This is a genomic window from Bradyrhizobium sp. USDA 4461, assembly GCF_054055655.1.
On record NZ_JBSRXM010000001.1, the window covers coordinates 4,520,700 to 4,545,746 of the forward strand.

Consider the following 25,047-nt stretch of genomic DNA (forward strand, 5'->3'; position numbering starts at 1 on the left):
GGTCCGGGTGGCGGGACGCCAATGTGAACCGGCTCGCATTGTAGCAGTTTTCTCGTCAGCATGGATCGCGGAACGATGGGCGATATTCCCGGTCGATCGGGTCGTCGCGACCGCTGCAGTGCACGACGCCGTTTGAACTTTCGCGGCGCAGTCTCCGACCAAACGCCAACAACGCCACTCAGCCGCCGGAGGCCTCCATGTCGAACCGGGCCGGACGAACCGTCACGGCAGCTCTTACTGCGGCAATTGCGCTGCTTTCGGTGCCGGCATCGGCCGCAACGCTGCCGGACGACCGGACCTGGCTGATCCGCATGATCTCCTGCAAGGGGAACGGCGTTCTGATGGAGGTCTACCTGCCGCAATCGGTCGTGTTCGCGCCGCATGGCGGCATGGCTGCCGGCAAGACAGCGGACGGCTTCTACACGCTCGATCTGACCGAGCTCAACAAGGGCAAGGGCCTTGAGCCGGTGCATGTGACGATGAGCGCCGACAAGAAATCTGTCACGGTCGACCAGTACACCCGCGGCCTGCCGCCGACCCGCATCCCGGTCAGCGGCGGCATCGTGGATTTCGATCAGCGGTTCGGCATCGGCGCGAGCTGCGGCCCGTTCCAGGCGCAGGATCCGAACTACGGCAATTGAGGCACTTCACGCGTTGGTGAGTTCGGCGCGTCCCCTTGCTGCTGCATGCCTAATCTCTCGGCAATGCGCTTGACCTTGAGGCAAATGCCGACGAAGTTCCGGCTGCCGTGGCAATTTCTTCTGAATTTTCTCCTGAAGTCGCATCATTCATTCCCGACTCGCGTCGGGCATGGCTCCGTCTTGTCGTCGCCGTGGTGATCGGTTCGCTCGGCAGCGTCGGCATGTGGTCGGTGGTGGTGGCGCTGCCGGTGGTGCAAGCCGACTTCGGCGCGACGCGCGGAACGGCCTCGCTCGCCTTCACCATGGTGATGCTCGGCTTCGGCATCGGCCAGGTCGTAACCGGCAAGATCAGCGATCGCTATGGCATCGTCGCCGCGATCGGCGCCGGGATCGGCATCCTCGGCCTCGGCTATGTCGGCGCCGGCTATGCGCCGTCGATCTGGACCTTCATCCTGCTGCATTTCGCCATCGGCCTGTCGTCGGCCGCGACCTTCGGCCCCCTGATGGCGGAAGCCTCGCACTGGTTCGAGCGCTACCGCGGCCTCGCGGTCGCGATCGCCGCCAGCGGCAATTATGTTGGCGGCACGGTATGGCCGCCGCTGGTCAATTTCGGCATCCAGAGTGTCGGCTGGCGCACCACCCATATCGCGATCGGCATCTTCACCGCGGTCGCAATGACGCTCGCGCTGATGGTGCTCCGTGTGTTGATGGGGGCGGCGACCCGGCGCAGCCATGTCAACGCGCCGCCGCCGCGCGTCGACCTTCGCCTGTCCACCAACGCGCTGACCGCGATCCTGTCGCTGGCGTCGATCTCCTGCTGCGTGGCGATGTCGATGCCGCAGGTTCACATCGTCGCCTATTGCGGCGATCTCGGCTACGGCGTGGCGCGCGGCGCCGAGATGCTGTCGCTGATGCTCGGATTCGGCATCATCAGCCGGATCGGCTCCGGCTTCCTCGCGGACCGGATCGGCGGCATCCGCACGCTGCTGATCGGCTCGATCGCGCAGGGCGCGGCGCTGCTGTTCTACCTGTTCTTCGACAGCCTGACCTCGCTCTACATCATCTCGGCGATGTTCGGCCTGTTCCAGGGCGGCATCGTGCCGAGCTACGCCATCATCGTGCGCGAGGCGATGCCGGCCTCGGAGGCCGCGACCCGGATCGGCATCGTGATCTTCGCCTCGGTGTTCGGCATGTCCTTCGGCGGCTGGATCTCCGGCGTGATCTTCGACGCCTCCGGCTCCTATGCCGCGGCCTTCGCCAATGGCCTCGCCTGGAACCTGCTCAATGTCAGCATCATCCTGCTGCTGCTGATGCGGGCGCGACATCGGCTGGTACTGGCATGATCCGGAAAAGTGCGCGGCGGTTTTCCGAGGAGATCATGCCCAAGCAACTGGCATGATCCGGAAAAGTGCGCGGCGGTTTTCCGAGGAGATCATGCCCAGCAAATGCCATGATCCGGAAAAGTGCGCAGCGGTTAGAGATCGACCGAGATTTTCGCGATCGCTTTTTCCAGGCGATTCTTGATCGAATCCATCTTGCCCGTCAGTTGCAGCAATTCACGTAGATCGAGATCGGCATAGACGAACTCGTTCAATTCCTTGCGCTGCGAAGACAGGTTCGCCATCTGCTTCTTGGCGTGCTCGGTCAGCGACAGGTTCACGACCCGGGCATCCTCGGTCGAACTCTTCCGGCGCAGCAGGTTCTTCTTTTCGAGCAGCTTTGACTGCGTCACCACGAACGATTGATCGACGCGTAGCGCCCGTGACACCGCGCCGACGGGCAGGCCGACATTGCGGTCCTCGGCATTCGCCAGCACGGTCATGATCATCCATTGTGGGCCGGTGATTCCGATCATCTTGGCCCAGATGCTGCGCAATTCCTCAAGGCGCATGCTGGTCGAGACGATCTCCCAAGCCAGTCGCTCGGCCGCGTCTTGCAGTTTGTCGGTCGATCTGCGCTCGGTCATGACCATCCTTAACAAAAATTCATCTTCACAGATATCGAGCGATTTTTGAAGCTGGCCTGACAAAAATGTTGGTTGATGCGTTGCCTGAATGACACAGGGGTGCGCAAAGATAGAATGACTAACTAATATAAGTTGAATATGTGACTGCCCAATTGCATTGTTCCGCATCGTAGATGGGGGGCATCCACCATCTCACGCCTGCAGTGGCCGAGTTGACCACGAGCATCTTGAAAATGGCTGCGCGGCAGCGGTTTTCGGGAACGGGAACTTTTGTCGCTTTGCCAGCAGTGCAAGGCATCACTTGGAGGATAGCATGAAGATCGTTAAGGGCCTTTTGTTGGGCTCGGTGGCAACTCTCGTCGCAAGCAGCGGCGCCATGGCGGCCGACCTTCCGGTCAAGGCCAAGGCAGTCGAATACGTGAAGGTCTGCTCGCTCTATGGTCCGGGCTTCTACTTCATCCCCGGCACCGACACCTGCATCAAGCTGGGCGGCTATTTGCGCGCCGACGTTCTCGCGAACACGAACTCGGACGCCTCCGGCAACACGTCAGGTGCTGGTGGCGCACAGAATCGCTTCACCAACGGCTACACTTGGCGTTCGCGTGAAGACCTCAACGTCGACACCCGCACCGCGACCGAGTACGGCGTGGTTCGCACCTATGTCGACCTGACCTTCAGCTGGACGTCGGACACCTACGGTGGGCAAGGCAACGGCGCGACGGTTTACTCGCCGATCGGAACGGCGGCCGCTCCGAACAACGCGACCTCGGGCGGCGTTGCTGCCGGTACGCTTGGCGTCTACTACGCCTTTATCCAGTTCGCGGGCTTCACTATCGGTAAGGCGGTCTCGCAGTTCTCGGCGCCGTGGACCAACTATCCGGGCAACAACTTCGACGGTCTCGTCGGCGGCGGCGGCACGGTCACGGGTGTCAACCAGTTCACCTACACCGCGCAGTTCGGCAACGGCGTGTCGCTCGCCCTGTCGGCTCAGGATCAGTCGGCCTACTATCAGGCCGGCGTGCAGAATCTCGGTACGCTCGGTAGCGGTGCCCTCGGTGCCTATGGCGCGAGCGACTATGCCGGCACGATTTCTCCCGACCTCGTCGCGGCTCTCCGTGTCGACCAGGCCTGGGGCCTGTTTCAGGCGTCGTTCGCGGCGCATGACAACCACGCAGCATACTATGGCGGCACCGAGTTGACCGGTCATCCGGACGACAAGTGGGGCTGGGCTGCTCAGCTGGCGTTGTCGATCAAGAACATCCCGACCGGACCTGGCGATACCATCAACATTCAGGGCGTCTACACCGACGGTGCAACCCGTTACAACATCCAGGATCTGTCGATCGCCGGCGCTGTCACCTACTTCGGCGGGACCAACATTCCTGGCGCTTATCAGAGCATCGGCTTTGGCATGGCTCCGGACAGCGTGTTCGTCAACGGCGGCCAGCAGCAGTTGATCCAGACCTGGGGCATGCGCGGTGCGTATATCCATAACTGGAGCCCCAACTGGAACACCAGCATCTACGGTGCTTACGCGGGCATTCACTACAACGATACGGCGAAGTCTGCGATCTGCGGACCAACCGGCAGCGGTGTTGGCGGTTCGTTCGGCGCGGTGTTCGGTACCGCCGGCTTGACCTCGTGCAACCCGGACTACAACATTGCGCAGATCGGCACGCAGACGCAGTGGACTCCGGTCAAGAACCTGACCTTCTCGGCAGACCTGACCTACACCCACCTCGATCAGAAGTACGCCGGCACGATCACCTATCCCGGCAGCGCCTCGATCGGCAAGCCGGCAGCGGTGTACGAGCTGAAGGATCAGGACACCTTGACCCTGCTGCTCCGCGCGCAGCGCAACTGGTAATATCCGGCTGATCCGGACTTGATCGCCAAACAGAGCCCCGACGGGAAACTGTCGGGGCTTTGATTTTGAAAGCGTCTTCCGAATTTGAAAGAAGAGCCTGTTGTATGATTTACTAACATTAGTGTATCATGTACAAACCAAGCGTCGGTTGCTCTGCCGGCCATGATGATGAGGAGACATTACACATCTTCATGAACTAACCTCCAGAACCTCCGGCAATGCCCTGCCGGAGGTTCTTCATTTTGAGCGATCCGATCGCGCGCGCTTCAGGGCTGTGAACCGATCCCACGGTGCAAAACCGTCGCGCTGCCGCGGCGCACGGACTCGTGAAGCCCGGCATCGAAAACTGCTCCGCATCGTGATGTGCGATACGAGCAGAATATTATATGACTATATCATCTAATTAGGGTTGGAGTGCGGCACAGTATGCCGAAGGCAATTGCGAGATCGAACCGCCACCGCAGACCTTCGATGGCCCATTCCGCGGCGGCGTCTGGTTCGGCGCAGCGAACCGGTCGACCCGTGAAGACGACCGAGCTGCAAGTGCAGCGCCTCACGGGTTGCCTGCATTCGTTGTCGTCGCGCCATCACCACCTGACCCAGGGTTACGCGGCGCAAGCCGGCATCGCCGGCATTCAGTACACGGTCCTGACCACGATCCGTTATCTCGAGACCAGCGGCGACGTCTTCCCGGTCACCGTCGCTGCGTATCTCCGGCTGACCAGCGCGGGTGTCACCAAAGCGATCCAGCACCTGACCGAGCTGGGGCTGGTCGAAAAGGCCGGTGATCTGGATGATCGGCGCCGGACCAAGCTGACCGTCACGCCGGCCGGCTGCGCCCTTCTCGACTCGCTGGCGCCGATGCAGTCCGACGTCAATGACGTTTGGCTCGATTGCATGAACGATGAGGAATTCTCGATCTTCCTCGATCTTGTCGAACGATTCATTAAGTCGAGCGATCGTGCGCTGGCGGTGCAAGGCTACCTCGTCAAGGACAACAATACCGTCGCTTTCCAGCTGTCCGGTGCTGATCGAACGGCGCAATGCCGTCGCGCGTCCGTGGGGCTGCGCGGCAGAGTCACAGTCGAGTGACCGGCGGCCTACCAATTCTCGCGATCCCGTGAGGGTGCCTGCGCCGAGAGCAGGTTCGCCACACGCGACAGGCGAGCTGGACAACGCAGGGGAGGTGTATTGAGCATCCACTAGGCAAATGATTGCTGCGGCAACATTCGGCCCCTCAGGCATAAGCGCAATGCATTCCTGCGCCGCCATATCGACGATTGCTGCCGCTGAATTACTTCAATTATATGAAGCCGCATTGGAATAATTTCTTAGGAGAGCTGGGTGACTGGCGTTTGCGATTTCGCCGCCAACGTCGCGCGGCAGCCGAAGCGGTGGATCGTCGACGCGATTTGGCGGACTCGTATCGATAACGCGTACCGGCAGCGGAGCCGGGTGCGAACGAGTTGACGAAACATGCATGACCACCATGAAGCGCAAGGCGTCTCGTCGAGCAGCGTCGAGTTCGATGACAAGGGCTGGCCCGCCTGGCCGGATCGCGAGGATCTGTCGGTGGAGTTCATCAAGCTGTTGGCCGCCGCACAGGAGGGCGGCTCGACGGTTTCCGAATGCTGGTTGACCCTCAGCAAGATCGACCTCGCTTCGGAGAGTTCGTGGTCGGCGGAGTGGATCAAGACCGCGGAGCTGAACGAGGCGAGGGCCGAATTGTCGTCGCTGAGCGGCAACATGATCACCGCCCGTCGCAACTGGCTTCGCGCCACGACTTACTTTCACGCCGCCGCGAGACCTCCCGGCTACTCCAACGATCTGTTGAAGCGTGCCGTCGACGGCATGCGGCGATGCGCGGTCAAGTTCCTGGAGAACCGCGTTCCTGCCGGCCGGCTGCTCTCGATTCCCTGGACCGACGACCTGTCGCTTCAGGCCTGCTATCTGCCGCCGGCTGTTCGCGACGATGGACCGGTCATCGTCTGCATCGGCGAGCCGGGCTCCTACAAGGAAGAGCTGATCACCAAATACGCTGCTCACGCCAACGAGCGCGGCTTCGCGCTGCTCGCGGTGGATCTGCTGGGTAGCCAGACGGCATTGCCGCCGGAACGGCTCGAGGGCCACAAGTTCGAAGCCGCCATGAGCCGTGTGCTGGACTTTCTTTCGGAAATGCCCGGCGTCGATCGCACGCGGATCGCCATCGTGGCGGATGCCTGCAATTCCTCGCTCGTCGCCCGCGCGGCGGCCAGCGATGCCCGGTTTGCCGCGGCGGTTTGCGACGCCGGAATGTGGGACCTGCACGAAAGAAGTTTCTTCCATCGGCAGGTCGGCGACGACAGGCAGATCTGCTGGATCGAAGAAGCCAACGCGATTTCACGCGGCATCGACTGCCCGTTGCTCGTCACCGCCGGTGAAGCCGGTTGGCTGCTGCCGGGTGCCCTGGCCAAATTCGGCGACCAGCTGAGCAGCGTCCATCGCGACGCCAGCTTGATCCTGTTCCGGCGTGGCGAAACCGCCGCCATGCAGGGACATATCGACAACCCGACATTGGCCAATGAGGTCATCTTCGACTGGCTCGAAGACAGGCTCGGGCCGGGAAAGGGCCACGCGCAGCGATCCGATCCCGCGATCACACCGCCTGGCCGGCCTTGAGCAGCGAGCAGCCGGTGATCTTCAGGCTGCCGTCCGCCTGCCGCTCCAGCGTGTAAAGCGCCTCCCACGCCTCGCCATCGGCGTCGACGATGTGGACGCGTTGCGCGATCCGGTCGCCCGCGCTCTGCGCCTCGCCGAACTCGAAGCTCCGGTGTCGATAGACCGGCGCATATTGGTTCTGCACCATCGACATGAAGATGTCGGCCTGCGGAAAGATCTGCCGGATCGCGGGCGCGGCGTAGGAATAGGCGCCGGCGGCATCGTCGCGGCCGAACGCCTGCTCCTGGGCGCGGATCACGTCCTGCGCGGCGCTGAGGTCGTCGGCGATGGCCGGCGCGGCGAGGGCGAACAGAATGGCGGCAATGCGGGCGATCGCGCGCATGCGGGGCTCCTTCTCGGATACCGGCAGATACGCACCCTATCACAGGCTGGTTTCCGTCGGTTGAGATGACGCAGGCAGGGCGCTCGCTGCCTCGTCAGCGGATCGAGCCCTTGAAATTGTCGATGTCGGGCGAGGGACGGGCCGGAAACAGCCGCGCGGTCGAGGAGTTGTCGAGCCGGCGCTTGCATTTTGCCTCGTCGGCGCTGTCCTCGGTGCCGTCCTTGCCGGTGCGCTTGCTGGCGAAGGCGTCGTCCTGCCGGTTGACGATCAGCATGGCGTGGTCGCGCTCCAGCGTGTCGGGATTCTTGCGCGGCTCGTCGGAGCGGAAGGCGCCGCCGACCATCTTGCCCGTCATCTCGTAGTCGCAGCCGGCCTTCCAGTCGCCCTGGTCCCACTTCCATCCCTCCGCCTTCATCGTGCCGTCCTTGTCGGTGGAGACCTTGATGATGGCGTTGTAGGCGAGCCAGATGCCGTCAAGCCCGCTGCGCTTGTCGTCAAAGCCCTCGAGCAGCGCCAGCCGCTCCCGCTGCAAGCCGTTGACGTGATCGCGCGCGTCGACGGTGAAGTGGACCTGCGAGCTCTGTTTATTCCAGGCCGGATGCAGGAATTCCGGATATTGCGCGGCCTGGCTCTTCACCCAGTTGCGCTGGTCGTCGATCAGCGCGCGCCGCGTCGCGTCGTCGAGCCGCGGCTGCAGCGCCTTCCAGGCGCGGTTCAGCCGCTGGTCGTTGTCGGCGAGATCAGGGTCGGCGCAGATTTCCTCGTCGGTCGCACTCTCCGGTCTGGTGCAGTCGAAGGTCGGGGCGACGAAGGCGGTGTCGGCCTTGTCGAATGCGTTGTCCTTGCCGGCGGCGAAATAGCTGCCGGTGATCTGCCACATCGAAGAGCAGTCGTTGAGCCCGTCCCAATCCTCGTCATCGATGCTTCCGACGATCCGCAGGGTCTCGCCTTGGCGGCGCAGTTTCAATGACGGCGGCTTGGCTGGAGCGGCCGTTGCGTCGGTCTTCGCCTTGTCGGCGGAGGCGTCGGCTTCGATCACCGCGGGACCGGCGAGCCAGCCAGTCCCCGACGGCTTCAGCGCGGCGGTCAGCTTGCAGCTCCGCTTGCGGTCGCCGCCATAATCGCCGCGCAGATCGGCGGCGAGGCGATAGGCGCCATTATCGGCCGGCGTCAATGTGATGCTGCCGAAGGCATTGACCCAGGTGCCTGACAGGCCGGGCCGGCCGGATGCGATTCCGTTGAGGGCTGCCGCCCGGCGTCGCAACGCCTCGGCAAATGCCTGCTTCAGCTCGTCCTCGTTGGCGTCCGTGAGCACCTCCGCTGCGTCGATGATCATCTCGTTGAACCAGGCCTGGTCGCGCTTCAGCAGCGGCCTGACATTGGCCGGCAACTTGCCGATTGCCGCATCGAACGCCTTGTCGATCTGCGCCACCAGCCTGTCATAGCCGGCCTTCTTGCAGTCGGCGGTCTTGATCCGGTCATCGCCGCTATTGCCGCACAGCCTGATCGCGGTCGGTGCGCTGCTCGAGGCGCGCAGATCATCGTCCATCGCAGCCGACGGGCCGGAGGCAAGGACCGCGATGGCCGCGACGGCGGCCGCAAGCCGTGAACCACAAGGCATCGACGTCATCCGCAGGGCCGCGCCATGCGGCCCCTGCGCCTTGGGTCGCCGGCCGTGCGCGCCGGGTTCAAAATGTCGGCGGCGTGCAGGCCGAGATCACCTCGCACGGCTTCGCGCCGATGCAGCGGAAGCGGTGCGGGCGGCGGCTCTCGAAATAATAGGCGTCGCCGGCGTTGAGCACGCGCCGCTCGTCGTCGACGGTGACCTCGAGCCGGCCCGAGACCACGATGCCGCCTTCCTCACCCTCATGCACCAGCGGCACCCGCCCGGTGTCGCTGCCGGGCTCATAGCGCTCTTTCAGGATCTGCAATGCGCGTCCGAACAGGCTGTCGCCGATCTGGAGGTAGGAGATCGGTTTCTTGCCGATCTCGGTCAGCTCGTCGGCGCGGTAGAACGCCTTGCGCGGCCGCTCCGGCTCGATCGCGAAGAATTCGGCGAGCCCCATCGGGATGCCGTCGAGGATCCGCTTCAGCGCGCCGACCGACGGGTTCATCTGGTTGGATTCGATCAGCGAAATCGTCGAATTGGTGACGCCGGAGCGCTTGGCGAGCTCGCGCTGCGACAGCTTGTGCCGTGCGCGGATGAATCGCAGCCGTCCGCCGATATCGACGCTCATGACAATTCCCTTGGCAAGCCGCTGTTGCAGGTGTTGCGGATCGAACAAATAGTCGCAGACCGCCTCAACAAGATCAATGGCTTGTACTGCGGCAGAAAAGGACTTGTTGAGTGCTGGGAAGCGTGGTCCGACTATGGAAACCCATAATGGAGCGCCGCCGTGACCGTTCATCAGATTCCGAACACCATCAAGACCGACTCGTTCTGGATGCCCTTCACGGCCAACCGGCAGTTCAAGAAAGCGCCGCGGCTGTTCTCCTCCGCCAAGGGCATGTACTACACCTCGGTCGACGGCCGGCAGGTGATCGACGGCTCCGCCGGCCTGTGGTGCGTCAATGCCGGCCATGGCCGCCCGCAGATCGCGGCCGCGGTCGAGCGGCAGCTCTCCACGCTGGACTTCGCGCCCTCGTTCAACATGGGCCACCCGCTGGCGTTCGATTTCGCAGAGCGTCTCGCCGAGATCGCCCCGAAGGGGCTGGACCGGATCTTCTTCACCAACTCGGGCTCTGAATCGGTCGATACCGCGCTGAAGATCGCGCTGGCCTATCATCGCGCCGCCGGCCAGCCGACCCGCACCCGTCTGATCGGCCGCGAGCGCGGCTATCATGGCGTCGGCTTCGGCGGCATGTCGGTCGGCGGCATGGTCGCCAACCGCCGCCAGTTCGCGACCCATCTGCCCGGTGTCGACCACATCCGCCATACCCATGATCTCGCCCGCAACGCCTTCGCCAAGGACCAGCCGGATCATGGCGCCGAGCTCGCCGACGATGTCGAGCGGATGGTCGCGCTGCATGGTGCCGACACCATCGCGGCCGTCATCGTCGAGCCCGTGCCGGGCTCGACCGCGGTGCTGCCGGCGCCGAAGGGCTATCTGCAGCGCCTGCGCGAGCTCTGCACCAAGCACGGCATCCTCCTGATCTTCGACGAGGTCATCACCGGCTTCGGCCGTCTCGGCACCCCGTTCGCCGCCAATTTCTACGGCGTGACGCCCGACATGATGACGACCGCCAAGGGCATCACCAACGGCACCGTGCCGTGCGGCGCGGTGTTCGCCAGCCGCCAGGTTCATGACGGGCTGATGGTCGGCCCCGACAACGCCATGGAGCTGTTCCACGGCTACACCTATTCGGCGCATCCGGTGGCGTGCGCGGCGGGTCTCGCCACGCTCGACATCTACAAGGACGAGGGTCTGTTGACCCGCGGTGCTTCGATCGCCGACTACTGGCGCGATGCGCTGCATTCGCTGAAGGGCCTGCCGAATGTCGTCGACATCCGCAACCAGGGCCTGATGGGCGCGGTCGAGCTGTCGCCGCGTGACGGCGTCGTCGGCGCGCGTGGCTATGACGTCATGGTCGATTGCTTCAACAGCGGTCTTTACTTCCGCATGAGCGGCGACTCGCTGGCGTTGTCGCCGCCTTTGATCGTCGAGAAGTCGCATATCGACGACATCGTCTCGATCCTCGGCGACTCGATCAAGCGCGTGGCCTGATAATTGCTAGCTGATTTCTAGCTAGCTCTACAAATTGCTGTCGCCGTTGCGAAGCAGAGTGGTTTCGCAGCGGCGATTGCGTTTTCGCTGCAGGATGTGAGGAAAAGTGAAGGTCCTTGTTCTCGGCAGTGGCGTGATCGGCGTCACCTCCGCCTATTATCTCGCGCGTGCAGGCCATGAGGTGACGGTGATCGACCGCCAGCCGAAGCCCGCGCTTGAAACCTCCTTCGCCAATGCCGGCGAGGTCTCGCCGGGCTATTCGTCGCCCTGGGCTGGTCCCGGCGTGCCGGTGAAGGCCGTGAAGTGGCTGTTGATGAAGCACGGCCCGCTGGTGATCCGCCCGAAGCTCGATCCCGTGATGTGGCTGTGGCTCTTGAAGATGCTGCGCAACTGCACCACGGAGCGTTACGCGGTGAACAAGAGCCGGATGATCCCGATCGCCGAATACAGCCGCGACTGTCTGCAGGCGCTGCGCAGCGAGATCGGCATCCGCTACGACGAGCGCGCACAGGGTACGTTGCAGCTGTTTCGCTATCAATCGCAGCTCGATGGCACCGGCGACGACATCGCGGTGCTGAAGCAGTACGGCGTGCCGTTCGAGGTGCTCGACCGCGAGGGCTGCATCAGAGCCGAGCCGGCGCTCGCCGGCGTCAAGCAGAAGTTCGCCGGCGGCTTGCGGCTGCCGCATGACGAGACCGGCGACTGCCACATGTTCACGCAGGCCCTGGCGCTGGAAGCCGAGAAGCTCGGCGTGCGCTTCAACTTCAACGTCGGCATCGACGGATTGAACGCCGACGCAACCCGCATCACCGGCGTTGCGACCAGCGCCGGCATGATGACCGCGGACGCCTATGTGCTGGCGCTCGGCAGCTACTCGCCGCATCTGGTGCGGCCGCTCGGCATCTCGTTGCCGGTCTATCCGGTGAAAGGCTATTCGATCACGGTACCGATCAAGGACGCGTCCGGCGCGCCGGAATCGACCGTGATGGACGAGAGCTACAAGGTCGCGATCACGCGGCTCGGCGATCGCATCCGCGTCGGCGGCACCGCCGAGATCTCAGGCTATTCGACCAAACTCTATGCGGCGCGGCGCGCGACGCTGGATCATTCGCTGACCGACCTGTTTCCGCGCGGCGGCGATCTCGCCAAGGCCACGTTCTGGTGCGGCCTCCGCCCGATGACGCCGGACGGCCCGCCGGTGATCGGTGCGACGCGCTACGCCAATCTGCATCTCAACACCGGCCATGGCACGCTCGGCTGGACCATGGCCTGCGGCTCGGGCCGGGTGCTGGCCGACATGCTCTCCGGGAAGACGCCCGAGATCGATACCAAGGACCTGTCGATCACCCGCTACGACCATCGATTCGGGTGATGGCCTGATCGAAGGAGGCGCAAATGCCGTTGCTGCACGAGCTTGCCGACTACGAGATTTCAGCCGATCCAAAGCGCCTCGACTTCGAGGTCATTCACAGCTTCCTGGCGCAGGAGAGCTATTGGTCGCAGGGCATTCCGAAATCGATCGTGGCGCGCGCGATCGCAAATTCGCTCTGCTTCGGCGTCTATCAAGGCGCGTCGCAGGTCGGCTTTGCGCGTGTCGTCACCGACAAGGCCACCTTCGCGCTGCTCGCCGACGTGTTCATCCTCGAAGCCCATCGCGGCAAGGGCCTGTCGAAGCGGCTGATGCGCAGCGTCGTCGAGCATCAGGACCTGCAGGGCCTGCGGCGTTTCCTGCTGCTGACCTCGGACGCCCATGGATTGTACAGCCAGTTCGGGTTCGAGCCGATCGGCAACCCGTCGCGTTTCATGGAGATCCTCCGGCCGGATATCTATCGCGCGCGTTGATGGCTTCGTCCGTCGTCATTCGGCAGCGTTCCTGATCGTCGGCGGTTCTTCGTCGCGGTCGGTTCTTTTGGCCGTCCAGTTCGACAGCGCGTTCGAGAGCCGGTCGAGATAGAGATACACCACCGGCGTGGTGAACAGGGTGAGCGCCTGGCTCACGATCAGGCCGCCGACCATCGCATAGCCGAGCGGCTGGCGGATTTCCGATCCCGTTCCGGTGCCCAGCATCAGCGGGACACCGCCGAGCAGGGCTGCCATCGTCGTCATCATGATCGGGCGGAAACGCAGCAGCGCCGCCTTGCGGATCGATTCCTGCGGCGACAGATGCTCCTCGCGTTCGGCGGCGATCGCGAAGTCGACCATCATGATGCCGTTCTTCTTCACGATCCCGATCAGGAGGATGATGCCGATCAGGGCGATCAGGCTGAAGTCGAATCCGAACGCCATCAGGATCGCCAGCGCACCGACCCCGGCCGATGGCAGCGTGGACAGGATCGTGAGCGGATGGATGTAGCTTTCGTAGAGAATGCCGAGGATCAGATAGACCACGACCAGTGCGGCCACGATCAAGAGCGGCACCGAACTCAGCGATTGCTGGAAGGCCTGCGCGGTGCCCTGGAAGCTTGAACTGAGCGTGGCCGGGGCGCCGAGATCGGCGACGGCGTTCTGAATGGCATCGGTCGCCTGGCCGAGCGCGACGCCTTCCCCGAGATTGAAGCTGATCGTGGTCGCAGGAAACTGCCCTTGATGGGCGATCGCGAGCGGGCGCACCGGAACCGTCGTCCACTTGGCGAACACGGAGAGCGGCACTTCGTCGCCCGTCGTCGGTGACTTGATGTAGAGCTTGTTGAGCGTGTCGAGCTTGCCCTGCAATTCGGGGAGGATCTCCAGGATGACATGGTAGCTGTTGAGCTGGGTGAAGTATTGGGCCACCTGGCGCTGGCCGAACGCGTCGTACAGCGTGTCGTCGATCAATTGCGGCTGGATGCCGAAACGCGACGCGGTGTCGCGATCGATGGTCATCGTCACCGTCGTCCCTTCGGTCTGCTGGTCGGTGGCGACGTCGCGCAGTTCGGGCAGGGTCTTCATTCTTGCCAGGATCTTCGGCGCCCATTCGTTCAGCTCGGCGAGGTTGGCGTCCTGCAGCGTGTATTCGAATTGCGTCCGCGTGGCGCGGCCGCCGAGCCGGACATCCTGCGACGCCTGCATGTAGAGGCGTGCGCCCTCGACCGCTTCGAGCTTCGGCCGCAGCCGCGCGATGATCTGCTGGGCGTTGGCGTTGCGCTCTTCGTGCGGTTTCAGCGTGATGTACATGCGGCCCGAGTTCAGCGCGGTGCCGCCGCCGCCGATGAACTCAGCCATGCTCTCGACCGCGGGATCGGCCCGGACGATCCTGCTGAGCTCCTCCTGATGCTGCTTCATGTCGGCAAACGAGATGTCCTGGGCCATCTCCGAGACGGCGTTCAGGAAGCCGTTGTCCTGTTGCGGGAAGAAGCCCTTGGGGATGATCACGAACAAGTAGACCGACACCGCCACCGTCGCGAAGAAGATGCACAGCGTGGTCCGGCTCCAGCGCAGCGCCAGGTCGAGCCCGCGTTCATAGCCACGCAGCATCCGCTCGAATGCCGCCTCGCTCCATTGGTAGAGCCGGCCGTGCCTGGCTTCGCCATGCGCGCGCAGGAAGCGCGATGCCATCATCGGCGTCAGCGTCAGCGACACCACCAGTGAAACGAAGATCGCCATCGCGAGCGTCACCGCGAACTCGCGGAACAGCCGGCCGATCACGCCACCCATCAACAGCAACGGGATCAGCACCGCGACCAATGAGATGCTGATCGACAGGATCGTGAACCCGATCTCGCCGGCGCCCTGGAATGCCGCGGCGAGCGGCCGCATGCCCTGCTCGACATATCGCGTGATGTTTTCCAGCATGACGATGGCGTCGTCGACCACGAATCCGACCGCAATCGTCAGCGCCATCAGCGAGAGGTTGTCGAGCGTATAGCCGAACACCCACATCAGCGCGCAGGCGCCGAGCAGCGCGAGCGGCACGGTGACGGCGGGAATCACCGTGGCCCAGAAGCTGCGCAGGAAGATGAAGATCACCATCACGACCAGAACGATGGTGATCAGCAGCGTGATCTGCACGTCCTCCACCGCGGCACGGATGGTCAGCGTCCGATCGCTGATGATCTTGATCTTGATGGCCGGCGGGATCGCGGCGATCAGCCTTGGAAGTTGCGCCTTGATCCGGTCGACCGTGCCGATGACATTGGCACCGGGCTGCTTGAAGATGACCAGGAACACGCCGCGTTTGCCGTCAGCCCAGGCGGCCTGCTTCATGTCTTCCGGCCCGGCGACGGCCTGGCCGATGTCGCGAATCCGCAACGGGCCGCCGTTGCGGTAGGCGACGATCACATCATTCCAGTCCTTGGCCTCCGTGAGCTGATCATTGGCGTAGACCGTGTAGGCGCGTGTCGTGCCGTCGATGTTGCCCTTCGGACTGTCGACCGTCGTGATCGCGATCTGGCTGCGGATGTCTTCCAGCGAAAGCCCCTTGGCGACCAGCTTGGCGGGATCGATCTGCACGCGGATGGCGGGCTTCTGCTGCCCGCCGATGAACACCTGGGCGACGCCCGAGATCTGGCTGATCTGCTGGCCGAGCTGGGCGTCGACCGCATCGCTCACCTTGATCAGCGGCAAGGTGTCCGAGGTCGCCGACAACAGGAGGATCGGCGAGTCCGCCGGATTGACCTTGCGATAGGTCGGCGGCGAGGGCAGGTTCTTCGGCAGCTGGCCGCCTGCGGCATTGATCGCGGCCTGGATGTCGTTGGCGGCGCCGTCGATGTTGCGGTTCAGGTCGAACTGAATGGTGACCGCGGTCGAGCCGAGCGAGCTCGTCGAGGTCATCTGCGCAATGCCTGGAATCTGCGCGAACTGCCGCTCCAGCGGCTGCGCGACGGAAGACGCCATGGTTTCAGGGCTGGCGCCGGGCAAGCTCGCGGAGATCTGGATGGTCGGAAAGTCGACCTGCGGCAGCGGCGCGACCGGGAGCAGCGGATAGGCCACCATCCCGACGAACAGAATGCCGGCCATCAGCAGCGACGTGCCGATCGGGTAGCGGATAAACGGAGATGAGATGCTCTCGTTCATTTCTGCAATCCAAATGAACGGCAGGCGCATCTTTTCCCGAATGCCGGGAGTCGTCCTCGAAAGCTCGAGCGCGAACGCGCGTTTTCCTCGCCATGGCCAATCGGAAGATCGCGGAGCCGAGCTTCGCGTCTACCTGTTTTTCGCCAGCATAATCATTCTCAGGGACGGCGCGCGAATGGAAACGTCAAAATGGCCCATTCGACCTTCGTTCAATCGTCGGAATCCGTGCAGTTGCACAAGATATGTCGGATTACGACATAGTTACAGAAGCTGGTTGGTCCGGCGGTGTTGCCAAGTACACTTTCTTCTGCCTCATCCAACGCAGTCTCGCGCCGGCCGCCGGGAGTCCGGTCATGTTCCTCGTCCCATGGGAGCCGGACGCGCGTCCGACCGCCTAGGAACGATGGCCTCGCGGAACCCGTTGCTCCGATTCGAACCAGGAAAGGAGTTCACATGAAGAAACTGGCAACGATCGGGTTGGCGGCGGCAATGATGCTGTCAACGTCACTCGCCTTTGCGCAGGGCGGTGGTGGCTCAGGAGGCGGATCGGCCGGCGGCGCGGGTACGGGCGCGGGAACGGGAAGTTCGGGCACAGGAACCGGCACCGGCTCTTCCGGCACCGGCGGCACCACCGGCATGGGAACGGGCTCGGGAATGAGCAATCCGCCCGGCAGCACCACCGGCAACATGAACAGCCCGAACACCTCGACGCCGAATTACTCGACCGACCCGAATAACAACTCCGCGACCGGCACCGGGACGTCGAGCCTGCCGGGCAACAACAGCGGAACGCGGACCAATCCGCGGTGATCGCGAGAGCCCCGCCTAAGGCATGATCCGGAAAAGTGCGAAGCGGTTTTCCGAAAAGATCATGCCCAACAAGGAGCGGAAGCGCGATGACGATTGAACTTCATGTCATCGCGCTTTGCGCGGGGCTTTTCGTTCCGCCTTCTTCGCAGGCCTTGCCGCTGCCGCTTTCGCTGCCGGCTGCACGCGCAAGCCGTCCACGAACACATCCAGGAGCCTGAGCGCGTTTGTCTGCCAGCCCGGCTGGTCGTGCATGTAGCACATGCCGATCAGCGCGCGCAGCACGTCCTCGGCGCTGATGTCGTCGCGGATCGCGCCGGCTGCGACGGCGCGCGCGAGCAGGGTGCCGATCGCCTTGGTCAGGCGATCGAACGAATAGGCGTGCAGCTCGGTCGAGCCGGCCGCGACCAGCGCAAGCGCCGAGACCATGCCCTTCTTGGTGGCGACGAATTCCACATTGGCGCGCAGCCAGCGCCGCAGCGCCGCGACCGGCTCGGGGGCGTTCTGCAATTGTTCGGCCAGATCGCCGAGCTGCTCGACCTCGCGGCGATAGACCGCCTCATACAGCGCCTCGCGGGTCGGGAAGTGGCGATACAGCGTGCCGATGCCGACGCCGGCATGGCGCGCCACGGCCTCCAGGCTCGCCTCGCTGCCGCCGGCCGAGAACACGGCCTTGGCGGCTTCCAGCACGCGCTCGCGATTGCGCACGGCATCGGCGCGCGGCTTGCGGACAGTTTCTGGTGACGAGCCGGCCATCCTTTTTCTTTTCCCCTCCCTTGTAAACGGAGGATGCCTCCGTATATGGCGACCAGCACCGGGCCCGACAAGGCGCGCCGACCCCTGGATCGGCGGCCACGGGTTCGCGCTGCCTCGATTCAACCCGACCATACACGGATCGGAGCGCCTTGCATGAATCTCCCACTCAGTCTCACCATCAACGGCGTCCGCCGGGAAATGGTCCTCGACGACCCCCGCGTCACGCTGCTCGACCTGCTGCGCGAGCGGCTCGACCTCACCGGAACCAAGAAGGGATGCGACCGCGGCCAGTGCGGCGCCTGCACCATCCTGGTCGACGGCCGCCGCATCAATTCCTGCCTTGCGCTCGCCGTCAGCCATGACGGCGCCGAGATCACCACGATCGAAGGCGTCGCGCGCGACGGCGAGCTGCATCCGGTGCAGGCCGCCTTCATCGCCCATGACGGCTTCCAGTGCGGCTTCTGCACCCCGGGCCAGATCATGAGCGGCATCGGCCTGATCGAGGAAGGCCAGGCGGGCTCCGACCCGGAGCGGGTGCGCGAATGCATGAGCGGCAATCTCTGCCGCTGCGGCGCCTATCAGGGCATCACCGAAGCCGTGCTCGAGGCCCAATCCAACATGACCGCCAGCAGGCAGAGGCGCTCCGCATGATGAACTTCGACTATGTCAGGCCGGCCAATGTCGCGGACGCGATCGCGGCGGCTTCCGAAAAGGGCGCGAGCTATCTCGCCTCCGGCACCAATCTGCTCGACCTGATGAAGGGCGGCGTCAGCCGGCCGAGCCGGCTGGTCGACGTCACGCGTCTGCCCGGGCTCGATCGCATCGAACGTCTCGCCGACGGTTCGCTTCGCATCGGCGCGCTGGTGCGCAACGCCGATCTCGCGCATGACGCGGAGTTCGCGCGCAACTATCCGGCGGTCGCCGAGGCGCTGCTGTCAGGTGCATCCGCCCAGCTGCGCAACGCCGCCACCGTCGGCGGCAACCTGATGCAGCGGACGCGCTGCGCCTATTTCTACGACGCCGGCAGCGCCTGCAACCGGCGCTGGCCGGGCGCCGGCTGCGACGCGCTGCAGGGCGAGAACCGCCTGCACGCGGTGCTCGGCTGGAGCGAGGGCTGCATCGCGACCCACCCGTCGGATTTCTGCGTGCCGCTGGTGGCGCTCGATGCGATCGTCGAGATCGAGGGCAAGGGCGGCCGGCGCGAGCTGCCGCTGGAGGCGCTGCATCGTCTGCCCGGCGATGCGCCGGAGCGCGAGACCGCGCTGGAGCAGGGCGATTTGATCGTCGCGCTGCGGCTGCCGGCCGATGCGAACAGCTTCGCCGGGCATGCGCGCTACATCAAGGTCCGCGAGCGCACGTCCTATGCCTTCGCCGTGGTTTCGGCCGCCGCTAGCCTGCGCATCGAGGACGGCCGGATCCGCGAGGCGCGACTGGCGCTCGGCGGCGTCGCCGCAAAACCGTGGCGTTCGCGGGAGGCCGAACAGGTGCTCGCAGGCGTTGCGCCCGATGCCGCGGCTTGCCGCGAGGCGGCGCGCGCTGCGCTGTCGGAGGCAAAACCGTCCGGCGACAACGCCTTCAAGATCGAGCTCGCGCAACGTATCGTCGTGCGCGCGCTCACCCTTGCCGCCGCAGGCACGCCGGACCGCATTGCCGCGCTGCCGGGCTCTCCCTTCTCATCCGTTGCAGGAGCGTAACGCATGACGGTTGAACTCAATCTGACCCGCGACCCCGCCCATCTCAGGCACGGCTCGAACATCGGCCAGCCGCTGACCCGCACCGAAGGCGTGCTGAAGGTGACGGGCAAGGCGCGTTATGCCGCGGACAATCATCCGCCCGGCATAGTCTATGCCGTGATCGCGACCAGCTGCATCGCGCGTGGCCGCGTCAAATCGCTCGATGTCGCCGCCGCCAAGCGCCATCCCGGCGTGATCGACGTGATGACGCCGGCGCACAAGCCGGAACTTGCTGAAGACCCGGACGCCAAGGGCAACCCGTTCGCGTTCCGCATGGAACTGCTGCAGAGCGACGAGGTGCGCTACGCCAACCAGGCGATCGCGGTGGTGATCGCCGAGACGCTGGAGGCCGCCACCGAAGGCGCGGCGCTGCTGTCGCCGCGCTACCAGGTCGAGATCGCACGCGTCGGCCTCGACGCCACCGAGGCCTATGTGCCGCCGGCGGTCGGGATCGGCAATCCCGCCGAAGTCCGCCACGGCGACATCGATGCGGGCTTCGCCGCGGCCTCGAAACGGATCGATGCGACCTACCAGACGCCGGCGCAATATCACAACGCGATGGAGCCGCACGCGATCGTCGCGGTGTGGGACGGCGACCGCCTGTTCCTGGACACGCCGAGCCAGGGCATGGCGATGGCGCAGATGCGGATCGCCGGGCTGTTCGGAATTCCGCCCGGCAACATCCACATCAACAGCCCGTTCCTCGGCGGCGGCTTCGGCTCCAAGGGGCTGGTCTCCGGGCCGCAGGTGCTCGGCGTCATGGCGGCGAAGCTGGTCGGGCGTCCGGTCAAGCTGGTGCTGCGGCGAAGCCAGATGTATGGCCCGGTCGGCCATCGTTCGGCGACGAGGCAGCGCATCCGGATCGGCAGCGACGATGCAGGCCTCTTGACCGCGATCGATCACGAGGCGCGCATCACGACGTCGAGCTTCGACGATTTCTACGAGCCCGCCGCCGACGCCTCGCACACGCTCTATGCCAGCCCTGCGATCCGCACCGCGCATGAAGCGGTGCGCGTCGACACCGGCACGCCGCTGTTCATGCGCGCCCCGGGCGAGGCCACCGGATCGATCGTGCTGGAAAGCGCGATCGACGAGGCGGCGTTCGCCTGCGGCATCGATCCCTTGGAATTCCGGCTGAAGAACTACGCCGAGGTCGAGCCGACCACCGGCAAGCCGTTCTCCTCCAAGGCGCTGCGCCAGTGCTACGCGAGAGCGGCCGAACGTTTCGGCTGGGCGGGACGTCCGCTGCAACCCAGGCAGATGCGCGACGACAACGGCTTTCTGGTCGGCTGGGGCATGGGCACCGCGACATTCCCGGCGCTGATGTTCCAGGGCAATGCCCGCGCCGTGATCCGCGCCGACGGGCGCGGCGTGATGGAGAGCGGCGCGCATGACATGGGGCAGGGCGCCTGGACCGCACTGGCGCAGATCTCGGCCGATGCGCTCGCGCTCGATCTCGATCAGATATCGTTCCGCTCGGGCACCTCCGATCTGCCGGATGCCGGCATCGCCGGGGGTTCGGCGCATACCGCAACGGTCGGCGCCGCGATCCACAATGCCGGTGCGGCCGTGATCGCAAAACTCGCCGAGCTTGCGACCTCGGACCAGCGCTCGCCGCTGTTCGGCGCCGGCAATGCCGGCGTGGTGGCGCGGGCCGGGCGGCTGCACCGACGCGACGACGATGCACGCAGCGAGAGCTATGCCGAGATCCTGGCGCGCGCCGGCGTCGCCGAGGTCGAGGCCTCCGGCACCGGCGCGGCCGATCCTGCCGCGCAATCGCAATATGCGATGCACGCGCATGGCGCGGTGTTCGCCGAGGTCAAGGTCGATCCCGAGCTCGGCCAGATCCGCGCCACCCGGCTGGTCGGTGCGTTCGCCGCCGGCCGCATCATCAATCCGCTGATGGTCTCGAGCCAGCTCCGCGGCGGCATGATCTGGGGCCTCTCCTTTGCGCTGCACGAGGAGGCGGTGATGGACCATCGTTCGGGGCGCATCCTCAATGCCAACCTCGCCGAGTATCATGTGCCCGTGAATGTCGACGTGCCGCCGATGGAGGTCATCACGGTCGACGAGCACGATCCGCACGTCAATCCGCTCGGCATCAAGGGCGTCGGCGAGATCGGCATCACCGGCAGCGCCGGCGCCGTCGCCAACGCCGTGTTCCACGCCACCGGCATCCGCGTGCGCAATTTCCCGATCAAGATCGAGGACGTCGTGATGGGGTTGAGGTGATGCGGCGTGACGTGAGGGCTCCGCAATAACAGGTGTCGTCCCGGCCTAGTGCGCAATTGCGCACTAGGCCGGGACGACGTGGGATAGCCTTCGCCGGGACGACGTGGGGCCTTACCCCGCCGCCGTCACGCAATTCACCCACAGCACCACGGCCTTGGCATCGCGCGCCGGATTGGAGAAGCGATGCGGCCGCCGGCTGGCAAATCTAAAACTGTCGCCTTGCTTCAGCGTCCAGGTCTCGGTGTCGACCGTCAGCGTCATCTCGCCCTGAAGCACGAGGCCGGCTTCCTCGCCGTCATGGGTGTAGAACTCGTCGCCGGTGTTGCCGCCGGGGTCGAGATGCACCAGGAACAGATTGAGCCGGCTCTCGCTGCCGGCGGGGCTCAGCAGCTGCTTTGAAATGCCGGTGCGCCACAGCTTCAGCTCGGCGCGCTGCACCTCGCGGGTCACGACGCCGCCGGCGCCACCGTCTTTCGGCGTAGCGCCGAACAGCGCGGCGATGCCGACGCCGAGCACGTCGGCGAGCGTCGCCAGCACGCGCAGCGACGGCGACGACAGACCGCGCTCGATCTGGCTGACGAAGCCGATCGACAGCTCGGTGCGCGCGGCGACCGCCTCCAGCGACATTGCCTTGTCGCGGCGCAGGTCGCGGATCCGGCGGCCGACCGCGAGATCCATCGCGGGCTCGGCCGGCTTCTTGTCCAGCTTCTTGACGGGCTTTTTGGCCGTGCGGCGGGCTGTCACGGGCTTCGCTGCCGCGCCTTTGCGCAATCTCCTGCTGCCGCTCACGTCAGTCCGCTTCCTTCATGTGCATGAAAACCGCTTGCATTGGCCGCGGTTTCGTGACCACAATTTCATATTGGTGAAAATAGGCCGGAACGGCGTCGCCCGCAACCCAAAGCGCTGACACAGCGGGCGCAGCGGCACCGGGGCCGATCTCGGGAGGTGGTGCGATGTCCTTTCAGCGTTTCGTCCAGGCCGCGGTCGCGGCGCTTGCCCTTGCCGTGAGCGCGCCGTCGCCGGCGCAGCAGGTGCTCAAGGTCGGATCGACGCCGACCGGCATCCCCTTCACCTTCCTCGACACCAAGACCAACTCGATCCAGGGCATCATGGTCGATCTCGCCACCGAGATCGGCAAGGATGCCGGCTTTACCGTGCAGATCGAGCCGATGCAGTTCTCCGCGCTGATCCCTTCGCTGACATCGAACAAGATCGACATCATCGCCGCCGCGATGTTCGCCACCGCCGCGCGCAAGGAGGTGATCGACTTCTCCGAGCCGGTCTACACCTATGGCGAGGGCCTCGTGGTGCCGAAGTCCGACACCAAGGCTTACGCCTCGCAGGAGGATCTGAAGGGCACGGTGGTCGGCGCCCAGGTCGGCACTGCGTTCGTCGACGCGCTGAAGAAGACCGGGCTGTTCAGCGAGGTCAAGGTCTACGACACCATTCCCGACATCCTGCGCGATGTGAATGCCGGCCGCCTCAAGGCGGGCTTCGCCGATTATCCGATCCTCGCCTACAATCTGCAGCAGGGCAATTTCGCCGACGTCCGGCTGGTCGACGGCTACAAGCCGGTCACCGTCGGTACCGTCGCGATCGGCGTGCGCAAGAGCGACACCGAACTGCTCGCCAAGATCAACGCATCGCTGGCGAAGCTGAAGGCCAACGGCACGATCGCGAAGATCCTGGAGAAATGGGGCCAGAAGGGCGGCGCGTCGTGAGCGTGCGCGACTGAACCTGCCGGGCTACGCAAGGTCAATGACCGCTCATCCTGAGGAGCGGCGTCTTCGCCGCGTCTCGAAGGATGCACGGCCCGGCCGGTGGCCGTCGACCCTTCGAGACGCGCTGCGCGCTCCTCAGGGCGACGGAATATTCAGCCGGTGACGGAACAGATACGTAGAGCCGATGCAAAAATTCTTCCATGACGCCGTCGAGTTCGTGCCGATCCTGTTGCAGGGTGTCTGGCTGACCATCGTCGTCACCGTCGGCTCGCTGCTGCTGTCGACCGTGCTCGGCTTGGTGTGGGCGCTGATGCGGGTGTCCGGCATCCGCGTTTTCGTTGGCCTCAGCGCCGCGCTGATCAATGTGATCCGCGGCATCCCGATCATCGTGCTGCTGTTCTACATCTATTTCGTGATGCCGGATTTCGGCATTGCGCTGTCGGCGTTGCAGGCTGCGATCATCGGGCTCGGCATCGCCTATTCGGCCTATCAGGCGGAAAATTTCCGCGCCGGCATCGAGGCGATCGACAAGGGCCAGATCGAGGCGGCGCAGACCATCGGGATGGGCTGGTGGCTCACGATGCGCCGCGTGGTGCTGCCGCAGGCGGTGCGGATCATCCTGCCGCCCTACGGCAACATCATGATCATGATGCTGAAGGATTCCTCGCAGGCCTCGACCATCACGGTCGCCGAGCTCGCATTGCAGGGCAAGCTGATCGCCTCCTCGACCTTCAAGAACACCAGCGTGTTCACGCTGGTGGCGCTGATGTATCTTACCATGAGCATCCCGCTCATCCTGCTGGTTCGGCACTTCGAGAATAAGGCGAACCGCAAATGATCGACCTCAACGACGTCCACAAGAGCTTTGGCAAGGTCGAGGTGCTGAAGGGCATCACCGCTTCGGTCGCCAGGAGCGAGGTGGTCTGCATCATCGGCCCGTCCGGCTCCGGCAAGTCGACCATCCTGCGCTGCATCAACGGGCTCGAGAGCTACGACCGCGGCGAGATCAGCGTCGAGGGCGCGCGCGTCGACAGCAACGACCGCTCGATCGTAGCGATCCGCACCCAGGTCTCGATGGTGTTCCAGCGCTTCAACCTGTTTCCGCATCGCACCGCGCTCGAGAACGTCATCGAAGGGCCGCTCTATGTGAAGAAGGAGCCGCGCGAGCAGGCGATCGCGCGCGGCCGCGCGCTGCTCGCGCAGGTCGGCCTCGCCGACAAGGCCGAGGTGCATCCGCCAAAACTCTCCGGCGGCCAGCAGCAGCGCGTCGCGATCGCGCGGGCGCTGGCGATGCAGCCGAAAGCGATCCTGTTCGACGAGCCGACCTCCGCGCTGGATCCCGAGCTGGTCGGCGAGGTGCTGTCGGTGATGCGCAAGCTCGCCGACGACGGCATGACCATGGTCGTCGTCACCCACGAGATGGGTTTTGCCCGCGACGTCGCCGACCGCGTGCTGTTCATCGACGGCGGCGTCATCGTCGAGCAGGGCGCCGCCAAATCCGTCCTCAACCAACCGCAGCACCCGCGCACCCAGGATTTCCTGCGCCGCGTGCTGCATCCGTTGTGAT

The 25,047-nt window shown here is 64.7% G+C and carries 22 protein-coding genes; 15 read left to right on the forward strand and 7 right to left on the reverse strand.

Annotation, left to right across the window (positions count from 1 at the left end; translation table 11 throughout):
- Positions 1 to 197 precede the first annotated feature (197 nt).
- Both ACVINW_RS20860 and ACVINW_RS20865 read left to right on the forward strand, forming a co-directional pair.
- On the forward strand, positions 198 to 641 hold the full coding sequence (locus ACVINW_RS20860) for a hypothetical protein (protein WP_456753012.1): 444 nt from the start codon (positions 198 to 200) through the stop codon (positions 639 to 641).
- Between the two features lie 191 nt (positions 642 to 832).
- Complete coding sequence (locus ACVINW_RS20865; RefSeq protein ID WP_456753013.1) at positions 833 to 1,984, forward strand: MFS transporter; 1,152 nt, start codon at positions 833 to 835, stop codon at positions 1,982 to 1,984.
- Positions 1,985 to 2,115: 131 nt separating this feature from the next.
- On the opposite strand, the gene ACVINW_RS20870 is transcribed toward ACVINW_RS20865, so the two are convergent.
- Positions 2,116 to 2,775 carry a MarR family winged helix-turn-helix transcriptional regulator gene (locus ACVINW_RS20870; RefSeq protein ID WP_456753014.1) on the reverse strand — a complete coding sequence of 220 codons (660 nt, stop codon included), beginning with the start codon at positions 2,773 to 2,775 and terminating at the stop codon, positions 2,116 to 2,118.
- A gap of 145 nt (positions 2,776 to 2,920) precedes the next feature.
- On the opposite strand from ACVINW_RS20870, the gene ACVINW_RS20875 reads away from it, so the two are divergent.
- The 3 genes from ACVINW_RS20875 (at position 2,921) to ACVINW_RS20885 (ending at position 7,132) form a co-directional block, all read left to right on the forward strand.
- Positions 2,921 to 4,474 carry a porin gene (locus ACVINW_RS20875; RefSeq protein WP_456753015.1) on the forward strand — a complete coding sequence of 518 codons (1,554 nt, stop codon included), beginning with the start codon at positions 2,921 to 2,923 and terminating at the stop codon, positions 4,472 to 4,474.
- Between the two features lie 471 nt (positions 4,475 to 4,945).
- On the forward strand, positions 4,946 to 5,566 hold the full coding sequence (locus tag ACVINW_RS20880) for a MarR family winged helix-turn-helix transcriptional regulator (RefSeq protein WP_456753016.1): 621 nt from the start codon (positions 4,946 to 4,948) through the stop codon (positions 5,564 to 5,566).
- Between the two features lie 384 nt (positions 5,567 to 5,950).
- The gene (locus tag ACVINW_RS20885) at positions 5,951 to 7,132 is read left to right on the forward strand and encodes an alpha/beta hydrolase family protein (RefSeq protein WP_456753017.1); all 1,182 of its coding nucleotides are present in this window, start codon (positions 5,951 to 5,953) and stop codon (positions 7,130 to 7,132) included.
- On the opposite strand, the gene ACVINW_RS20890 is transcribed toward ACVINW_RS20885, so the two are convergent.
- The 3 genes from ACVINW_RS20890 to ACVINW_RS20900 form a co-directional block, all read right to left on the reverse strand.
- Positions 7,110 to 7,514: a DUF4864 domain-containing protein gene (locus ACVINW_RS20890; RefSeq protein ID WP_456753018.1), complete on the reverse strand. Its 405-nt coding sequence runs from the start codon at positions 7,512 to 7,514 to the stop codon at positions 7,110 to 7,112. The two genes, ACVINW_RS20885 and ACVINW_RS20890, sit on opposite strands and share 23 nt — an antisense overlap.
- 94 nt (positions 7,515 to 7,608) lie before the next feature.
- The gene (locus ACVINW_RS20895; protein ID WP_456753019.1) at positions 7,609 to 9,135 is read right to left on the reverse strand and encodes a lysozyme inhibitor LprI family protein; all 1,527 of its coding nucleotides are present in this window, start codon (positions 9,133 to 9,135) and stop codon (positions 7,609 to 7,611) included.
- Between the two features lie 67 nt (positions 9,136 to 9,202).
- Positions 9,203 to 9,751 carry a cupin domain-containing protein gene (locus ACVINW_RS20900; RefSeq protein WP_018273259.1) on the reverse strand — a complete coding sequence of 183 codons (549 nt, stop codon included), beginning with the start codon at positions 9,749 to 9,751 and terminating at the stop codon, positions 9,203 to 9,205.
- A 159-nt stretch (positions 9,752 to 9,910) separates the two neighbouring features.
- On the opposite strand from ACVINW_RS20900, the gene ACVINW_RS20905 reads away from it, so the two are divergent.
- The 3 genes from ACVINW_RS20905 to ACVINW_RS20915 all read left to right on the forward strand — a co-directional run bounded on the left by ACVINW_RS20905 (position 9,911) and on the right by ACVINW_RS20915 (position 13,081).
- Positions 9,911 to 11,239, forward strand: coding sequence for an aminotransferase class III-fold pyridoxal phosphate-dependent enzyme (locus ACVINW_RS20905; RefSeq protein WP_456753020.1), 1,329 nt, complete (start codon positions 9,911 to 9,913; stop codon positions 11,237 to 11,239).
- Positions 11,240 to 11,345: 106 nt separating this feature from the next.
- On the forward strand, positions 11,346 to 12,611 hold the full coding sequence (locus tag ACVINW_RS20910; protein ID WP_456753021.1) for a D-amino acid dehydrogenase: 1,266 nt from the start codon (positions 11,346 to 11,348) through the stop codon (positions 12,609 to 12,611).
- Positions 12,612 to 12,634: 23 nt separating this feature from the next.
- Positions 12,635 to 13,081: a GNAT family N-acetyltransferase gene (locus tag ACVINW_RS20915; RefSeq protein ID WP_456753022.1), complete on the forward strand. Its 447-nt coding sequence runs from the start codon at positions 12,635 to 12,637 to the stop codon at positions 13,079 to 13,081.
- Between the two features lie 15 nt (positions 13,082 to 13,096).
- Here the strand turns inward: ACVINW_RS20915 and ACVINW_RS20920 are convergent, their stop codons facing one another.
- The gene (locus ACVINW_RS20920; protein ID WP_456753023.1) at positions 13,097 to 16,231 is read right to left on the reverse strand and encodes a multidrug efflux RND transporter permease subunit; all 3,135 of its coding nucleotides are present in this window, start codon (positions 16,229 to 16,231) and stop codon (positions 13,097 to 13,099) included.
- A 453-nt stretch (positions 16,232 to 16,684) separates the two neighbouring features.
- Between ACVINW_RS20920 and ACVINW_RS20925 the strand changes: the two genes are divergently transcribed.
- A complete protein-coding gene (locus ACVINW_RS20925; protein ID WP_456753024.1) occupies positions 16,685 to 17,041 on the forward strand; it encodes a hypothetical protein in 357 nt (118 codons plus the stop codon).
- 105 nt (positions 17,042 to 17,146) lie between these two features.
- On the opposite strand, the gene ACVINW_RS20930 is transcribed toward ACVINW_RS20925, so the two are convergent.
- Positions 17,147 to 17,794 carry a TetR/AcrR family transcriptional regulator gene (locus ACVINW_RS20930; RefSeq protein WP_456753025.1) on the reverse strand — a complete coding sequence of 216 codons (648 nt, stop codon included), beginning with the start codon at positions 17,792 to 17,794 and terminating at the stop codon, positions 17,147 to 17,149.
- 153 nt (positions 17,795 to 17,947) lie between these two features.
- Here ACVINW_RS20930 and ACVINW_RS20935 point away from each other — a divergent pair, with 153 nt between their 5' ends.
- Genes ACVINW_RS20935 through ACVINW_RS20945 form a run of 3 tightly spaced genes read left to right on the forward strand, consistent with a single transcriptional unit; the run spans position 17,948 to position 21,759 of the window.
- A complete protein-coding gene (locus tag ACVINW_RS20935; protein WP_456753026.1) occupies positions 17,948 to 18,445 on the forward strand; it encodes a (2Fe-2S)-binding protein in 498 nt (165 codons plus the stop codon).
- Positions 18,442 to 19,488 carry an FAD binding domain-containing protein gene (locus tag ACVINW_RS20940; protein WP_456753027.1) on the forward strand — a complete coding sequence of 349 codons (1,047 nt, stop codon included), beginning with the start codon at positions 18,442 to 18,444 and terminating at the stop codon, positions 19,486 to 19,488. The genes ACVINW_RS20935 and ACVINW_RS20940 overlap by 4 nt, the downstream gene beginning before the upstream one ends.
- Positions 19,489 to 19,491: 3 nt before the next feature.
- The gene (locus tag ACVINW_RS20945) at positions 19,492 to 21,759 is read left to right on the forward strand and encodes a xanthine dehydrogenase family protein molybdopterin-binding subunit (protein ID WP_456753028.1); all 2,268 of its coding nucleotides are present in this window, start codon (positions 19,492 to 19,494) and stop codon (positions 21,757 to 21,759) included.
- Between the two features lie 111 nt (positions 21,760 to 21,870).
- Here ACVINW_RS20945 and ACVINW_RS20950 read toward each other — a convergent pair whose 3' ends face one another.
- On the reverse strand, positions 21,871 to 22,548 hold the full coding sequence (locus tag ACVINW_RS20950) for a cupin domain-containing protein (protein WP_456753029.1): 678 nt from the start codon (positions 22,546 to 22,548) through the stop codon (positions 21,871 to 21,873).
- Positions 22,549 to 22,712: 164 nt separating this feature from the next.
- Here ACVINW_RS20950 and ACVINW_RS20955 point away from each other — a divergent pair, with 164 nt between their 5' ends.
- The 3 genes from ACVINW_RS20955 to ACVINW_RS20965 all read left to right on the forward strand — a co-directional run bounded on the left by ACVINW_RS20955 (position 22,713) and on the right by ACVINW_RS20965 (position 25,046).
- On the forward strand, positions 22,713 to 23,480 hold the full coding sequence (locus ACVINW_RS20955) for an ABC transporter substrate-binding protein (protein ID WP_456753030.1): 768 nt from the start codon (positions 22,713 to 22,715) through the stop codon (positions 23,478 to 23,480).
- Positions 23,481 to 23,664: 184 nt separating this feature from the next.
- Positions 23,665 to 24,318 carry an amino acid ABC transporter permease gene (locus tag ACVINW_RS20960; protein WP_456753031.1) on the forward strand — a complete coding sequence of 218 codons (654 nt, stop codon included), beginning with the start codon at positions 23,665 to 23,667 and terminating at the stop codon, positions 24,316 to 24,318.
- The gene (locus ACVINW_RS20965) at positions 24,315 to 25,046 is read left to right on the forward strand and encodes an amino acid ABC transporter ATP-binding protein (protein WP_456753032.1); all 732 of its coding nucleotides are present in this window, start codon (positions 24,315 to 24,317) and stop codon (positions 25,044 to 25,046) included. The genes ACVINW_RS20960 and ACVINW_RS20965 overlap by 4 nt, the downstream gene beginning before the upstream one ends.
- The last annotated feature ends 1 nt before the right edge of the window (position 25,047 follow it).